13 protein-coding genes are annotated in these 13,301 nt (G+C 67.9%); 8 read left to right on the top strand and 5 right to left on the bottom strand.

Annotated elements, in window-relative coordinates:
- The first annotated feature begins 13 nt into the window (after positions 1-13).
- The 4 genes from hemA to ppk2 are packed head-to-tail and all read left to right on the top strand — an operon-like array spanning position 14 to position 4,898.
- Positions 14-1,297, top strand: coding sequence for a glutamyl-tRNA reductase (gene hemA, locus ACZK08_RS03460; protein WP_053520284.1), 1,284 nt, complete (start codon positions 14-16; stop codon positions 1,295-1,297).
- Positions 1,275-2,357 carry a peptide chain release factor 1 gene (gene prfA / locus ACZK08_RS03455; RefSeq protein ID WP_053520283.1) on the top strand — a complete coding sequence of 361 codons (1,083 nt, stop codon included), beginning with the start codon at positions 1,275-1,277 and terminating at the stop codon, positions 2,355-2,357. The genes hemA and prfA overlap by 23 nt, the downstream gene beginning before the upstream one ends.
- A 5-nt stretch (positions 2,358-2,362) precedes the next feature.
- On the top strand, positions 2,363-4,069 hold the full coding sequence (locus ACZK08_RS03450) for an O-linked N-acetylglucosamine transferase, SPINDLY family protein (protein WP_065182861.1): 1,707 nt from the start codon (positions 2,363-2,365) through the stop codon (positions 4,067-4,069).
- 46 nt (positions 4,070-4,115) lie between these two features.
- A complete protein-coding gene (gene ppk2 / locus ACZK08_RS03445) occupies positions 4,116-4,898 on the top strand; it encodes a polyphosphate kinase 2 (protein ID WP_065182860.1) in 783 nt (260 codons plus the stop codon).
- Between the two features lie 423 nt (positions 4,899-5,321).
- Here the strand turns inward: ppk2 and ACZK08_RS03440 are convergent, their stop codons facing one another.
- Both ACZK08_RS03440 and ACZK08_RS03435 read right to left on the bottom strand, forming a co-directional pair.
- Positions 5,322-5,897: a TlpA family protein disulfide reductase gene (locus tag ACZK08_RS03440; protein ID WP_065182859.1), complete on the bottom strand. Its 576-nt coding sequence runs from the start codon at positions 5,895-5,897 to the stop codon at positions 5,322-5,324.
- Positions 5,894-7,168, bottom strand: coding sequence for a YihY family inner membrane protein (locus ACZK08_RS03435; RefSeq protein WP_053519156.1), 1,275 nt, complete (start codon positions 7,166-7,168; stop codon positions 5,894-5,896). Before ACZK08_RS03435 ends, ACZK08_RS03440 begins: the two co-directional genes overlap by 4 nt.
- A gap of 77 nt (positions 7,169-7,245) precedes the next feature.
- Between ACZK08_RS03435 and wrbA the strand changes: the two genes are divergently transcribed.
- The 3 genes from wrbA to ACZK08_RS03420 all read left to right on the top strand — a co-directional run bounded on the left by wrbA (position 7,246) and on the right by ACZK08_RS03420 (position 8,736).
- Complete coding sequence (wrbA, locus tag ACZK08_RS03430) at positions 7,246-7,839, top strand: NAD(P)H:quinone oxidoreductase (protein WP_053519154.1); 594 nt, start codon at positions 7,246-7,248, stop codon at positions 7,837-7,839.
- Positions 7,836-8,171, top strand: coding sequence for a DUF2069 domain-containing protein (locus ACZK08_RS03425; RefSeq protein ID WP_065175995.1), 336 nt, complete (start codon positions 7,836-7,838; stop codon positions 8,169-8,171). The genes wrbA and ACZK08_RS03425 overlap by 4 nt, the downstream gene beginning before the upstream one ends.
- A 79-nt stretch (positions 8,172-8,250) precedes the next feature.
- Complete coding sequence (locus ACZK08_RS03420) at positions 8,251-8,736, top strand: asparaginase domain-containing protein (RefSeq protein ID WP_053519164.1); 486 nt, start codon at positions 8,251-8,253, stop codon at positions 8,734-8,736.
- Positions 8,737-8,856: 120 nt separating this feature from the next.
- Here the strand turns inward: ACZK08_RS03420 and ACZK08_RS03415 are convergent, their stop codons facing one another.
- The 3 genes from ACZK08_RS03415 to sufT all read right to left on the bottom strand — a co-directional run bounded on the left by ACZK08_RS03415 (position 8,857) and on the right by sufT (position 12,715).
- A complete protein-coding gene (locus ACZK08_RS03415; RefSeq protein ID WP_065182858.1) occupies positions 8,857-10,599 on the bottom strand; it encodes a S8 family peptidase in 1,743 nt (580 codons plus the stop codon).
- A gap of 410 nt (positions 10,600-11,009) precedes the next feature.
- Positions 11,010-12,104: a branched-chain amino acid aminotransferase gene (locus ACZK08_RS03410; protein ID WP_053519148.1), complete on the bottom strand. Its 1,095-nt coding sequence runs from the start codon at positions 12,102-12,104 to the stop codon at positions 11,010-11,012.
- A 59-nt stretch (positions 12,105-12,163) separates the two neighbouring features.
- Positions 12,164-12,715: a putative Fe-S cluster assembly protein SufT gene (gene sufT, locus ACZK08_RS03405; protein ID WP_004144911.1), complete on the bottom strand. Its 552-nt coding sequence runs from the start codon at positions 12,713-12,715 to the stop codon at positions 12,164-12,166.
- 122 nt (positions 12,716-12,837) lie between these two features.
- On the opposite strand from sufT, the gene ACZK08_RS03400 reads away from it, so the two are divergent.
- Positions 12,838-13,257 (top strand): hypothetical protein, encoded by a 420-nt coding sequence (locus ACZK08_RS03400; protein WP_053519146.1) that lies wholly within the window; start codon positions 12,838-12,840, stop codon positions 13,255-13,257.
- Positions 13,258-13,301 lie beyond the last annotated feature (44 nt).

The raw sequence follows: 13,301 nt of genomic DNA, 5'->3' as shown, positions 1-13,301 counted from the left end.
AAGCAACTGAACAATGACCCTGTGGGTGCTCGGACTGAATCACCAGACCGCGCCGGTGGAACTGCGCGAGCGCGCGGCCTTCGCCGGCGATGCCTTGCCGCGCGCGCTCGGTTCGCTGCGCGACACCCCGCAGATTGCCGAGGCGGTGCTGCTGTCCACCTGCAACCGCACGGAACTGTACGCGGTGGCCGATTCGGCGCAGGCGCTGGACCAGTGGCTGCGCAGCCAGGCCGGCGACCTGCAGGGCTACCTGTACCAGCATGCTGACGCCGATGCCGTGCGCCACCTGTTCCGGGTCGCGACGGGCCTGGACTCGATGGTGCTGGGTGAACCGCAGATCCTGGGCCAGGTGAAGGATGCCTGGTCGACCGCGCGCGACCACGGTCTGCTTGGCCAGCGCCTGGACCGGCTGTTCCAGCAGACGTTCTCCGTGGCCAAGCGTGCGCGCACCGATACCCAGGTCGGCGCCAACCCGGTGTCGGTCGCCTCGGCCGCGGTGCGCCTGGCGCAGAATGCCTTTGCCCGACTGGATGATTCCACCGTGCTGCTGGTCGGTGCGGGGGAAACCATCGAGCTGGCCGCCCGCCACCTCAGCGAAGGCAAGGTGCGGCGGCTGCTGATCGCCAACCGCACGCTCGCCCATGCGCAGGAACTGGCCAGCCGTCATGGCGGCGTGGCCCTGCCGCTGACCGAGCTTGAACGCCATCTGGCCGAGGCCGACATCGTGTTCTCGGCCACCGCCGCACGCGAACCGGTGATCCACCGCGAGACCGTGGCCAATGCACTGCGTGCACGCCGGCACAAGCCGATGCTGCTGTTCGATCTGGCCGTGCCACGCGACATCGAGGCTGAGGTCGGCACGCTCAACGATGCCTTCCTGTACACCGTGGACGATCTGGAACGCGCGGTGGAAGACAATCGACGCGGCCGTCGCGAGGCGGCCGCCGAAGCCGAAGCGATCATCGACCTGCAGGTATCGCGCTTCGTCGAGACCCTGCAGGCCGGCGCCCACCACGCGCCGCTGCGGCAACTGCGTGCCTTCGGCGACGCCACCCGCGCCGAGCTGCTCGAACGTGCCCGTCAGCAGCTGGCCAACGGCAAGCCGGCCGAAGAGGTCATGGAACTGCTGGCCCACGGCCTGACCAACCGGCTCCTGCACCCCCCGACCGCTGCCTTGCGCGCGGCCGCGCTGAGCGGCGATGCCGACCTGACCCGCGCCGCCGAGCGCCTGTTCCCGGCCACGCCGGGTTACCGCCACCCACCCGTGAGAACCGATGACGCCGACCCTGCGCCGTAAGCTGGAAGCGCTGGCCGAGCGCCGCGAAGAACTGGAACGCCTGCTCGCCGAACCCGACGTGGTCGCCGACAACACCCGTTTCCGCGACCTTTCGCGCGAATTCGCCCAACTTGAACCGGTCGCCACCGCACTGGCCGACGAGGCGCGCGCCAAGGCCGACCTGGCCGCCGCCGAGGGCATGCGCGCCGATCCGGACCTGCGCGAGCTGGCCGATGAGGAAATCGCCTCGGCCCAGGCGCGCCTGCAGGAACTGGAGCAGGAGCTGGCCTTGCTGCTGGTGCCCCGCGACCCACGTGACGAGGGCAATCTGTTCCTGGAAGTCCGCGCCGGTACCGGTGGCGACGAAGCAGCGATCTTCGCCGGCGACCTGTTCCGCATGTACGCGCGCTATGCCGAGCGCCAGGGCTGGAAAGTCGAGATCGAGTCCGACAACCCCGGCGAGCACGGCGGCTACAAGGAAGTGGTGGCGCGCGTGGTCGGCCGTGGCGCCTTCTCGCGGCTGAAATTCGAATCCGGCACGCATCGCGTGCAGCGCGTGCCCGCCACCGAATCGCAGGGCCGCATCCACACCTCGGCGGCCACCGTGGCGATCATTCCGGAAGCGGACGAAGTCGATGACATCGTCATCAACCCCGCCGACCTGAAGGTCGACACCTTCCGCTCATCCGGTGCCGGTGGCCAGCACGTCAACAAGACCGAGTCGGCCATCCGCATCACCCACGTGCCGACCGGCGTGGTGGTGGAATGCCAGACCGAACGCAGCCAGCACGCGAACCGCGACAAGGCGATGAAACGCCTGAAGGCGCAGCTGCTCGACGCCGAGCGCCAGCGCCAGGACGCCGCGCAGGCCGAATCGCGTCGCCTGCAGGTCGGCAGTGGCGATCGCAGCCAGCGCATCCGCACCTACAATTTCCCACAGGGGCGGATCACCGATCATCGTGTGGAAGGCCTGACCCTGTATGACCTGCCCAACATCCTCGCCGGCGATCTGGACCCGCTGCTGCAGCGCCTCAGCCACGAGCACCAGGTGGATGCCCTGGCCCAGCTGTCGGCGGGCTGACGCCGATGTCGGCCTGGCAGCAGCGGCAACAACTGCAGCAGGCGATCGCGCGCCAGCCCGGTGACTTCGTCGCCTGGGTGATGCTGGCCGATCTGGAACTGGAAGCCGGCGACATCGGCGCAGGCGAGCAGGCCGCACGGCGTGCGCTGCAGCTGCGGCCAGACCATCCCGAGGCGCTGGCCCGGCTGGGTCGCGTGGCATGGATGGCCGGTGCGCACGCCGACGCTGCGACGCTGCTGGGACAGGCTTCAGCGCGCGCTCCGGAGCATCCCGGCATCGCGCTGTGGCTGGGCCATGCCCTGGAAGATGCCGGCGACCCCGAGGGCGCGGCGGCCGCGTACCGGCGTGCACATGGGCTGATGCCCGACGAACCCTATATCGCCGCCCAGCGACTGGCATGGCAACGCCGCCTGTGCGACTGGCAGGACGTGGAGGCCCTGGCCGCGCAGGTGCGCGGCGCGGTCGCGACCGGGCAGGGCGCGGTCGAGCCCTTTGCCTTCCTCAGCGAAGACGCCAGCGCCGCCGAGCAGCTGGCCTGCGCCCGCACGCGCGCCGCAGCCGTGGCCGCATCGGTGCGGCCGATGCCCGCTGTGAAGGTACGGACGCAGGGAGCCCTGCGGATCGGCTTCCTCTCCAACGGCTTCGGCGCACATCCGACCGGGTTGTTGACCGTTGCTCTGTTCGAGCAGCTGGGCCGCCACCCGGAACTGCAGCTGCATCTGTTCGCACTGAACCGGGACGATGGCAGCCGCATCCGCCAGCGGCTGCAGGCGGCAACCCGGCTGCACGATCTGGCGGGGCGCCGCCATGCCGACATCGCTGCCGCCATCCGTGCACAGGGCATCGACCTGCTGTTCGACCTGCGTGGCTGGGGCGGTGGCGGCGCGCCGGAAGTGCTGGCGCTGCGCCCTGCCCCGCTGCAACTCAACTGGCTGGCCTATCCCGGCACATCCGGCGCACCGTGGCTGGATGCGGTGATCGCCGATGCGTTCGTCCTGCCAGCGGCGTTGGCGCCCCACCACAGCGAGCGCGTGGTGTACCTGCCGCGCGCGTTCCAGCCCTCGGACAACACCCGCGCGCTCGAGCCGGCACCGGATCGCGCCGCGTGCGGCCTGCCCGGACACGGCGTGGTGTTCTGCTGCTTCAACAACAGCTACAAGCTCAACCCGCGCAGCATGGGGCGGGCGTTCGCCGTCCTGGCGGCGGTGCCTGGCAGCGTTCTATGGCTGTTGTCCGGCCCCGGCCAGGCCGATGCGCGCCTGCGGGCAGCGGCGCAGGCAGCGGGTCTGGACCAGGCGCGGCTGGTGTTCATGCCCAAGCTGCCGCATCCGCAGTATCTGGCCCGCTATCAACTGGCCGATCTGTTCCTGGATACACACCCGTACAACGCGCACACCACGGCCTCCGACGCACTGTGGGCGGGCTGCCCGGTACTCACCTGCCCGGGCGAGACCTTCGCCGCGCGCGTGGCCGGCAGCCTCAACCATCACCTGGGCCTGGCACGGATGAACGTTGCCGACGATGCGGCGTTCATCGCCACCGCCCGTGCGCTCGGCAACGATCCGGCAGCGCTGGCCGCACTGCGCGCCGAACTGGCACAGGCCCGCGCGCGTAGCGGCGTGTTCGACATGGCCGGTTTCGCCCGCGACCTTTCGGCACTGCTGCAGCAGCTGGCGCACGAGCAGGGCTGGCAGGGCGTCGACGGCGCCTGAGCAACCGCTGCGCTAGGCTGGGCCCTCCTTTCCGCGCGGCATGACGATGGGCAAGCTCAAACGCAAGGACTACGACGAACTGCTGCTGCCGTTGCAGCTGGAACTGACCGCGATGGCCCGCTGGGTGCAGCACAGCGGGCAGCGGTTGCTGGTGCTGTTCGAAGGCCGCGACACCGCCGGCAAGGGCGGCGCGATCCAGGCCATCAGCCAGCACCTCAATCCGCGCCAATGCCGGGTGGTGGCGCTGCCCAAGCCGACCGACCGCGAGGCGTCACAGTGGTACTTCCAGCGCTACGTCGGGCACCTTCCGGCGGCGGGTGAGATCGTGCTGATGGATCGAAGCTGGTACAACCGCGCAGGTGTCGAGCGGGTCATGGGCTACTGCAGCGAGAGCGAGTACCAGCAGTTCCTGCGCCAGGCCCCGGTGTTCGAGCAGCTGCTGGTGGATGACGGCATCCTGTTGTTCAAGTACTGGCTGTGCGTGGACCAGGAGCAGCAGGAGAAGCGCTTCGCCGAGCGCCATATCGATCCCCTCAAGGGCTGGAAGCTGTCACCGGTCGATCTGAAATCGCGCAGCAAGTACAGCGCCTATACCGAAGCACGGGAGGCCATGCTGCGTGCCACCCATCGCGAAGGTGCGCCGTGGACCCTGGTGGACTTCAACGACCAGCGGCTGGGCAGGCTGACCCTGGTACGCAACCTGCTTGACCGGTTGCCCGACACCCGCGTGGACGCGCCTCTGCCGGAGCTGCCGAAGCTGAAGGGCAAGCTGCATCGCGAGCACTACGATGTGCTGAAGCCGATCGAGGACTTCCCGGTCGAGGAGTAGAGGTTGTCTGCAGGGCCTGCGGCCCTGCACCCGCTACGAGCAACGGCAGAAGCAGAAGCAGGTTTCCTGAGGGATGGCGGGGTGGGCCCGGTTGCGGGGGACGCCGTAAACCCATCCATGGGGGCTTGGCCGCGGCATCCATGCCGCGGACACCCCCGCAACCGGACCCACCCCGCCTTCGACAGTTTCCTGCGAGCTTCAGTAGATCCACGCATGGCGTCGATCTATCAGATTGCAGATATCTGTCAGAGGTGGGGCGGTGTCGGAGTGCGGGGTGTCAGCCGCATGGATGCGGCTGCCAAGCCTACAGGGACGTACTTGCGGCGTCCCCGCACTCCGACACCGCCCCGCCACCCCACGGTATGTCTGCTGTTGCTGTTGCGCGTAGCGGGTGCAGGGCCGCAGGCCCTGCCGGCACACCCACTACTTCGCAGCCGCGATCTGCTTCTCGATGTCGGCCGCCGTAACCGGGCCTAGGAAGCTGTGCGCCAACCGCCCTTGCGGATCGATCAGATGCGTCAGCGGCAGCCCCCGCGGCGTGGCGAAGTCCGCCGGCGGATCGAACGGATCGACAATCACGATCGGATAGGTCACCGGATGCTTGGTCAGGAACGACTGCATCTCCGGCACCTCGATGTCCTCATAGGCCAGGCCGACCACTTCGATGTTGCTGCGCATGGCGTGCAGCGCGGACAACTCCGGCATCTCCTTGCGGCATGGTGCGCACCACGTGGCCCAGAAATTCACCACCACCCACTTGCCCCGATGGGCCGCCAGGTCGTACTCGCTGCCATCGACGGCCTTCATCTTCAATGTGGGGAACTCGGCCGTGACACGTTCGGCCGGCGTGTCCTCGGCCGCAGGCGGTGCCGCCGGTGCGGGAGCCTGCGCCGGTGGCTGGCTGCTGGCCGGGGTCGCGTCCTGCGCAGGCTTGCAGGCCGCCAGGGCAAGCGCCACGGCCAATGGAACTGCCAGCAGCAGCGGAGTCGTGCGGGTCATGGGGTGTCTCCGGAATCGGGATAGATATCGCTGACGCGACGCTTGAGGCGCTCACGCAGAGGCAGGCGCAGTTCATCCAGCGCCGCCAGCGCGGCCTGGCCCAGGCTGTCTTCGCGGTAGGGCAGATGCTGCTCCGCCACCGGGATGCGCAGTTGGGTGCATTCGTACAGATCGGCCAGGCTGACCTGGTCCAGGTCGCGCGCGAGCAGCCATTCACCCCGCTCGTCGCGGCGCAGCAGGCCGATGGCCTCCAGTTTGCAGGCCAGGTCCTGCAGCAGCGAGTCGGTCAGCATCGGCTCCAGCCGCAGGATCTCGTCATCGGCCAGCCCCCTGCCCCGGGCACGCGCCTGGTGGAAGCGGCCGAGCAGGCGCAGCAGCCCATAGAATTCATAGCCCTGCGGCAGGCGCAGCTCGACCGGCTGGTAGCGGAACGCCGCCATCGACGATGCCAGCGATGCGCCAAGCAGCACCGCCACCCAGCACAGATAGATCCACAGCAGCAGGATCGGCACGAACGCGACCGTGCCATAGAGCTTCTGGTAGGACTGGAAACTGCCCAGATAGGCACCGATGCCCCACTTCACCAGCTCCAGGATCACCGCCGCCAGGATCGCGCCGGGGACGGCGTGCCGCCATTTCACCGTATGGTGCGGCACGACCCGGAACATCAGGCTGATGCAGACGAATTCGATCAGCACCGGTGCCAGCCGCAGCGACAGGTCGGCCAGCCAGCGCCCCTCCTGGGTCCCGAACAGCGGCATTGCCAGTACCCGTGCCGACACTGCCAGCGAGGCGGCGGCAAGCATCGCGCCCAGGGTCAGCACGGTCCAGTAGACCAGGAAGCGGGTCAGCTTGGGCCGGGTCGATCCGACCCGCCAGATCTTGTTGAACGTCTCTTCCACGCTGTTGAGGGTGATCAGCAGCGAGACGACCAGGGCGATGAAGCCGGCCGCGGTGAGCTGGCCAGCGCTGGCCGAGAACTGCCGCAGGTAGCCTTCGGCGGCGCGTGCGGCATTGGGCACGAAGTTGGAGAAGACATAGTCGCTGAGCTGGTCGCTCCAGCGGTCGAAGACCGGGAAGGCCGAAAGCACGCCGAACACCACGATCGCCAGCGGAACCAGGGCGAATACCGTGGTGTAGGCCAGTGCGGCGGCCGCCTGGAACAGGCGGTCATCGAGAAAGCGGTGCCACAGGAAGCGGCCGAAGCTGGCGGCACGCGCACGATCGCGCGCGCGTTCCATCCATAGGTTGAGCGTATCCAGAGGTTCCATCGGCGCAAGGGTACCCGATGCGGAATGCACGCAGGATAGCCATACTGGCGTCCACACGATGAGGAGACCTGGGCACGATGGGCGAGATCCTGGTGCTTTACTACAGCCGCGGTGGCTCGGTGGCACGGCTGGCGCGCCAGATCGCGCGGGGAATCGGCGAGGTGCCGGGAATGGTGGCGCGGCTGCGCACGGTGCCGCCGGTGGCGGCCGTGACCCAGACCGCACAGCCGCCGGTGCCCGACGATGGCGCCCCCTACGTGAGCGTGCAGGATCTGGCCGACTGCCAGGGGCTGCTGCTGGGCAGTCCGACGCGGTTCGGCAACATGGCCGCGCCGGTCAAGCACTTCCTCGATGGACTCGGTGCTGAATGGGTCAATGGCACGCTTGCGGGCAAGCCCGCCGGCGTGTTCACCTCGACCGCATCAATGCACGGCGGGCAGGAATCGACCCTGCTGACCATGCAGGTGCCGTTGCTGCATCACGGCTGCCTGATCGTCGGCATTCCGTTCACCGAACCGGGTTTGAGCCACACCACCAGCGGCGGCACGCCCTACGGCGCCAGCCATGTGGCGGGAGCGGCCGACGACCCGCAGCCGACCGATGATGAGGCAGTGCTGGCGCGGGCGCTGGGCCGTCGCGTCGCCGATATCGCGCAGCGGCTGGCCCGATGAACGCCGCGCCGCGTACGGTTCTGCTGCTGGCCCTGATGGGTCTGGCCGCGCTGTTTGCAGGCTGGTTCATCAACGACAAGCACTGGCTGGCCACCCAGCTGGTGTTCACCGCCCCACCGCTTGCACTGGCCATCGCCCTGCGCCTGGGCTGGCGCAAGGCAGGGTTCTGGGCCTCCGTGCTGGCGCTGGGCTGGTTCAGCCATGGCGTGATGAGCGCCTGGAGCCACCCGGAAACGCGCTGGCTGGCCTTGCTCGAGATTGCCCTGGCACTGACCGTGATCTTCGCCGCCAGCCTGCCGGGCCTGCGTGCGCGCTTCGGCAGGCGACGCTGACGCTGCGCCTCCCGGGCCGTATCATCTGCGTTCCCGGCCCCGCGCCGCTGCACCTGTCCTGGTTTCGCGCATGCACATGATGGAAGAGCTCCTGGTCGTCACCACCGGTGGCACGATCGACAAGATCTACTTCGACGACAAGTCGGACTACCAGATCGGCGATCCGCAGATCGGCATGATCCTGCGCGAGCTGGGGGTGACGTTCCGCTTCAACGTGATTCCGATCCTGCGCAAGGACTCGCTGCACATCAACGATGAGGACCGCGAGCTGATCCGGGCCACCATCGCGGCGCAGCCGACCCGGCATGTGCTGGTGACCCATGGCACCGATTCGATGGTGCAGACCGGCAAGGTGCTGGCGACGATCGCGGACAAGACCATCGTGATGACCGGCGCGCTCAGTCCGGCACGTTTCCGCGGTTCGGACGCGGAGTTCAACATCGGCTGCGCGATCGGCGCGGTACAGTCGCTGCCGGCCGGCGTCTACATCGCGATGAACGGGCGGATTTTCGACCCGCAGCACGTGCGCAAGAACGTTGCCGCAAACCGCTTCGAATCGGTTTGAGGAACGGAGTGCCGACCAAGGTCGGCACCCACCACGACGCGGCGGCACGCACCACCGCGCGGCCCCATGCAAAAACGCCCCGGCCGAAGCCAGGGCGTGCCCTAGGAGAGGGTCTTGGGCTCAGTACTGGGCGTTGAGGGTCACGCCCGAGAAGGTGCTGTAGGCCTTCACCCGTACGTACCAGGTACCGGCAGCGGGGCTGTTGACCGTGCAGGTTTCGCTGTTGCCGCTCAGGTACGGACGGCACGTGTAGGCGGTATCGGTCGGCGCGCTGCCCTGCCGCAGGTACAGGTCGGCATCACCGCTGCCGCCGCTGATCGTCACCCGCAGCTGGCTGCTGCCGGACGGGACATTGACGGTGTAGTTCAGCGAAGCGCCCGATGCGGCACCCAGTCCGCTCACCGGTACGTTGTTCTGCAGCACGGTACCGCCCGGGTTCGGGTTGCCACCGCCATTGATCGCTGCCGCCACTGCAGCATCGGCGTCGATGATGCCGGCGCCACAGCCACCCGAACAGGCACCCGGCAGCGGCCGAGCGGTGCTCTTGATGATGCTTTCCACCTGGGCCGGGCTCAGCGGGCTCGGTGCGACCGACTGCATCAGCGCGACCACGCCGGCCACGTGCGGTGCTGCCATCGAGGTGCCGTTGTACGAGGCATAGCTGGCGCTGCCCGGCGTGGTGGTGCCGGTGTTGAGAGTGGACAGGATGCCCTGGCCCGGCGCGGAGATGTCGATGCCCGTGCCGTAGTTGGAGAAGCTGGCACGTGCGCCCGCCGACGTGGTGGCCGCCACCGCGATCACGTTCGGGCAGTTGGCCGGTACCGATGAAGACACGTTGGTGTTGCTGTTGCCTGCGGCCACCACCACCGTGGTGCCACGGCCGACGGCGCCGTTGATCGCGTTCTGGTAGGTGGTCGAGCAGCTGCCGCCACCACCCAGCGAGAGGTTGATGACCTCGGCCGGATTGGCATTGGCCGGCACGCCGCTGACACTGCCGCCGGAGGCCCACACGATGGCGTCGGCGATGTCGGAGGTGTAGCCACCGCACTTGCCGAGCACGCGCACCGGCACGACCTTGGCATTGAAGGCAGTACCCGCCACGCCGGTGCTGTTGTTGGTCACCGCTGCCACGGTGCCGGCAACGTGGGTGCCGTGCCAGCTGGAGTTGGAGGCCGGGTAGCCTGCGCCACATTCGTTGGCGGCGTACCAGTCACCCTCGTCGTTGGGATTGCTGTCGCGGCCACCGCCGTCGCGTGCCATTGCCGCGTCGCTGATGAAGTCATAGCCGGGCAGGATGTTGGCGTTCAGATCGGGGTGGTTGGTGATGCCGGTGTCGATCACCGCGACGACCACGCCGGTGCCGGTGGCCTTGTCCCAGGCCGGGCGCACGTTGATCGAGGCGTTGGACGTACCGAACCCCCACTGTTCGCTGAAGCGGGTGTCGTTCGGCGTCAGCGTCGCGCGCATGATCTGGTCGACTTCCACGTATTCGACGTTGGGGTCGGCGGCGAGCTTGCGCATCAGCAGTTCGGATTCGGCCTGGTCCAGCGGACGATCGGTCCTGACCAGGGTCGGGCCGACGGCCAGCTTGCGGATCTGCTGCAGGCCCAGCGCGCGGCCCTGGCTGCTGGCAAGGCCCGCAGCCGCTGTCTTCAGCGACGATGCCAGGGCGGTGGTGTTGGCCACCGGCGCACTGCCGTCGCGATACTTGACGATGAAACGCTGGTGCGTCGGCGCGGACTGCAGCCCGCTGAGCTGGACATCACCGGCCAGCGCAGGCGTGGCCAGCAGCAGCGATGAAAGAACGGAAGCACCAAGGACCACCCACACTCGACGCACACGCGGTTGCGTTACCTGGGACATCGTATTTCCCTTTCTAGTGGTGTGAATGCCGGAATCGGCAGAAACACCGGCCCGAACCATGGGCTGGCTTGCGTTGGCGAGGTCCGGAGTCCGGCGAGCCAGCGGATCCCCCTTACGATCCGCCGTGCCGATGACGCTAATGGCCTAAACCGGACACCACAATATTTTCAGTGTCTTTTCAGGAACATGAAATGTTCGATCTGAGACTTTCCGGGTCGAGGGTTTGTGAAGATGAAGGAACTTTCGCGCCACGCGCACGAACCTGACTGGGCAGATGTCCTGTCCACCGATGACTTTGCCGACATCGGCGGCCGGCCTTCCCCGTAAACGACGAAGGCCCGTCGCGGGGACGGGCCTTCGGGGAACAGCGCCGCCGGGCATGGGCCCGGCGCTACAGCCTGGCGGGAGGATCAGCCCAGCCTGACCAGCCAGTTGTGACGGTCCGGCAGACGGCCGTACTGGATGTCGGTCAGTTCCTTGCGCAGCGACATGGTCACTTCGCCGGCCGGCGCGTTGAGGTCGCCCACCGAGAAGCCTTCGCCCTTGAGCTGGCCGATCGGAGTCACCACCGCAGCGGTGCCGCAGGCGAACACCTCGCTGATCGCACCGGATGCAACGCCGTCCTTCCACTCGTCGATGCTGACCTTGCGCTCCTCGACCTTCATGCCGCGGTCGCGGGCCAGCTGCAGGATGCTCTCGCGGGTGATGCCTTCCAGGATGCTGCCCGACAGCTGCGGCGTGACCAGGGTGCCGTCCTTGTAGACCAGGAAGACGTTCATGCCGCCCAGTTCCTCCAGGTACTTGCCCTCGACCGGGTCGAGGAACAGCACCTGCGAGCAGCCCTGCGCCTGGGCCTTCTGCTGCGGCAGCAGCGAGGCGGCGTAATTGCCACCGCACTTGGCCGCGCCGGTGCCGCCCTTGGCCGCACGCGCATATTCGGTGGACAGCCAGATCGACACCGGTGCCACGCCCTTGGCGAAGTACGGACCGGCCGGGCTGGCGATGACGTAATAGCCGGCCTTGTGCGCGCCACGCACGCCGAGGAAGGCCTCGTCGCCAATCATGAACGGGCGGAAGTACAGGCTGGACTCATCCGCCGACGGCACCCAGGCGCTGTCCACGGCGATCAGCTGTTTCAGCGACTCGACGAAGATCTCCACCGGCAGTTCCGGCAGCGCCAGGCGCTGTGCCGAGCGCTGCAGGCGACGGCCGTTGGCATCCGGGCGGAAGGTCCAGATCGAGCCGTCTGCGTGGCGGTAGGCCTTGATGCCCTCAAAGATCTCCTGGCCGTAATGCAGCACGGCCGCTGCCGGGTCCAGCTGCAACGGGCCATAGGCACGCACGTTGGCGTTGTGCCAGCCGGTGTCCTTGTCCCACCGCACTTCCACCATGTGGTCGGTGAAGTGCAGGCCGAAACCCGGCTTCTCCAGGATCGTGGCGCGCTCTTCAGCGCTGCGCGGGTGGTCCGAACGGGTGACGGCGAAGCTGGGGATGGACTGGGACACCGGAGGATTCCTGTTCTGGTTGCGGGTAGTGCCGGGCCCGCGTCACTGCGGGCCCTGGGTCAAAGCATGCCGGTCTCGAGACGGGCCGCCTCGGACATCATGTGCTGGTTCCATGGCGGATCGAACACCAGCTCGACGTCGGCCTCGGCCACCGTCGGGATCATTTCCAGCTTGCTGCGCACGTCGTCGACCAGGATGTCACCCATGCCGCACGCAGGCGCGGTCAGGGTCATCTTCACGTCGATCTCGCGCTGGCCCTCGTCCAGATGCTTGATCTCGACCTCGTAGACGAGGCCCAGTTCGACGATGTTCACCGGAATTTCCGGATCGAAGCAGGTGCGAAGCTGCTGCCATACCAGTTGCTCCACCTGTTCGTCGGTGGCGTCGGCCGGCAGTTCCAGCGGAGCGGGTGCTTCCTTGCCGATGGCGTCGCCATCCTTGCCGGCGATGCGGAACAGGTTGCCTTCGACGAATACCGAATAGCTGCCGCCCAGCGCCTGGGTGATGTACCCATAGCTGCCGGCGGGCAGGGTCACGGTGTCGCCCTGCGGGACCATCACGGCCTCGCAATCGCGTTCGAAGTGGACAGGTTCGCTGCTACGGGAATACATGGGGACCGATATGGGGCCGTGGCCATGGCCACGCAAGACGGCATTCTAGCCCAGCCGTCCTGCGCCCGCCGGTGCACCGCGGCAAACCACAGTATCCTGTGGGTGACTTTCAGGAAGCTTCGATGTCCTCCAATGCCGCGCGTGCCAGGACCGTGACCTGGCTCTGGCCCTTCATGCTGCTGCTGGGCCTGGTTGTTGCTCCCCTCGCCTGGATGCTGCTGGCCCTGATGACCGGCCGCCAGGTCGGCTGGATGGCAGTGCTGACCGCTCTGGAACTGGTGTTCATGCTGCGTCTGGGCACACTCGGTCCCGGCCGTCTTCGCGTGGCCCTGGTGGTGGCCGGCACGCTGCTGGTGGCGGCGGTGGCGAACTGGGCGATCGCCAGCGCCTGGATGGGCGGCTCGATGGGGCTCAACCCCTGGGACGCCTCGCTGCGCATGGGCCCGCATCTGGCCTGGACGCTGATCAACCTGGCCAATGGCGCGATGGAATGGCTGTGGCTGGCGATCGGCGTGGCCGTCGGCGCCTGGCTGGCGCGCTGATCGCACCGATTCGGGTAGCGCCGGGCCATGCCCGGCGCTGCCGC

The sequence above is a fragment of the Stenotrophomonas sp. 112478_Sma genome (assembly GCF_056479905.1).
The sequence above is the reverse complement of the archived record's forward strand: the minus strand, read 5'-3'. Positions and strand labels throughout refer to the sequence as shown.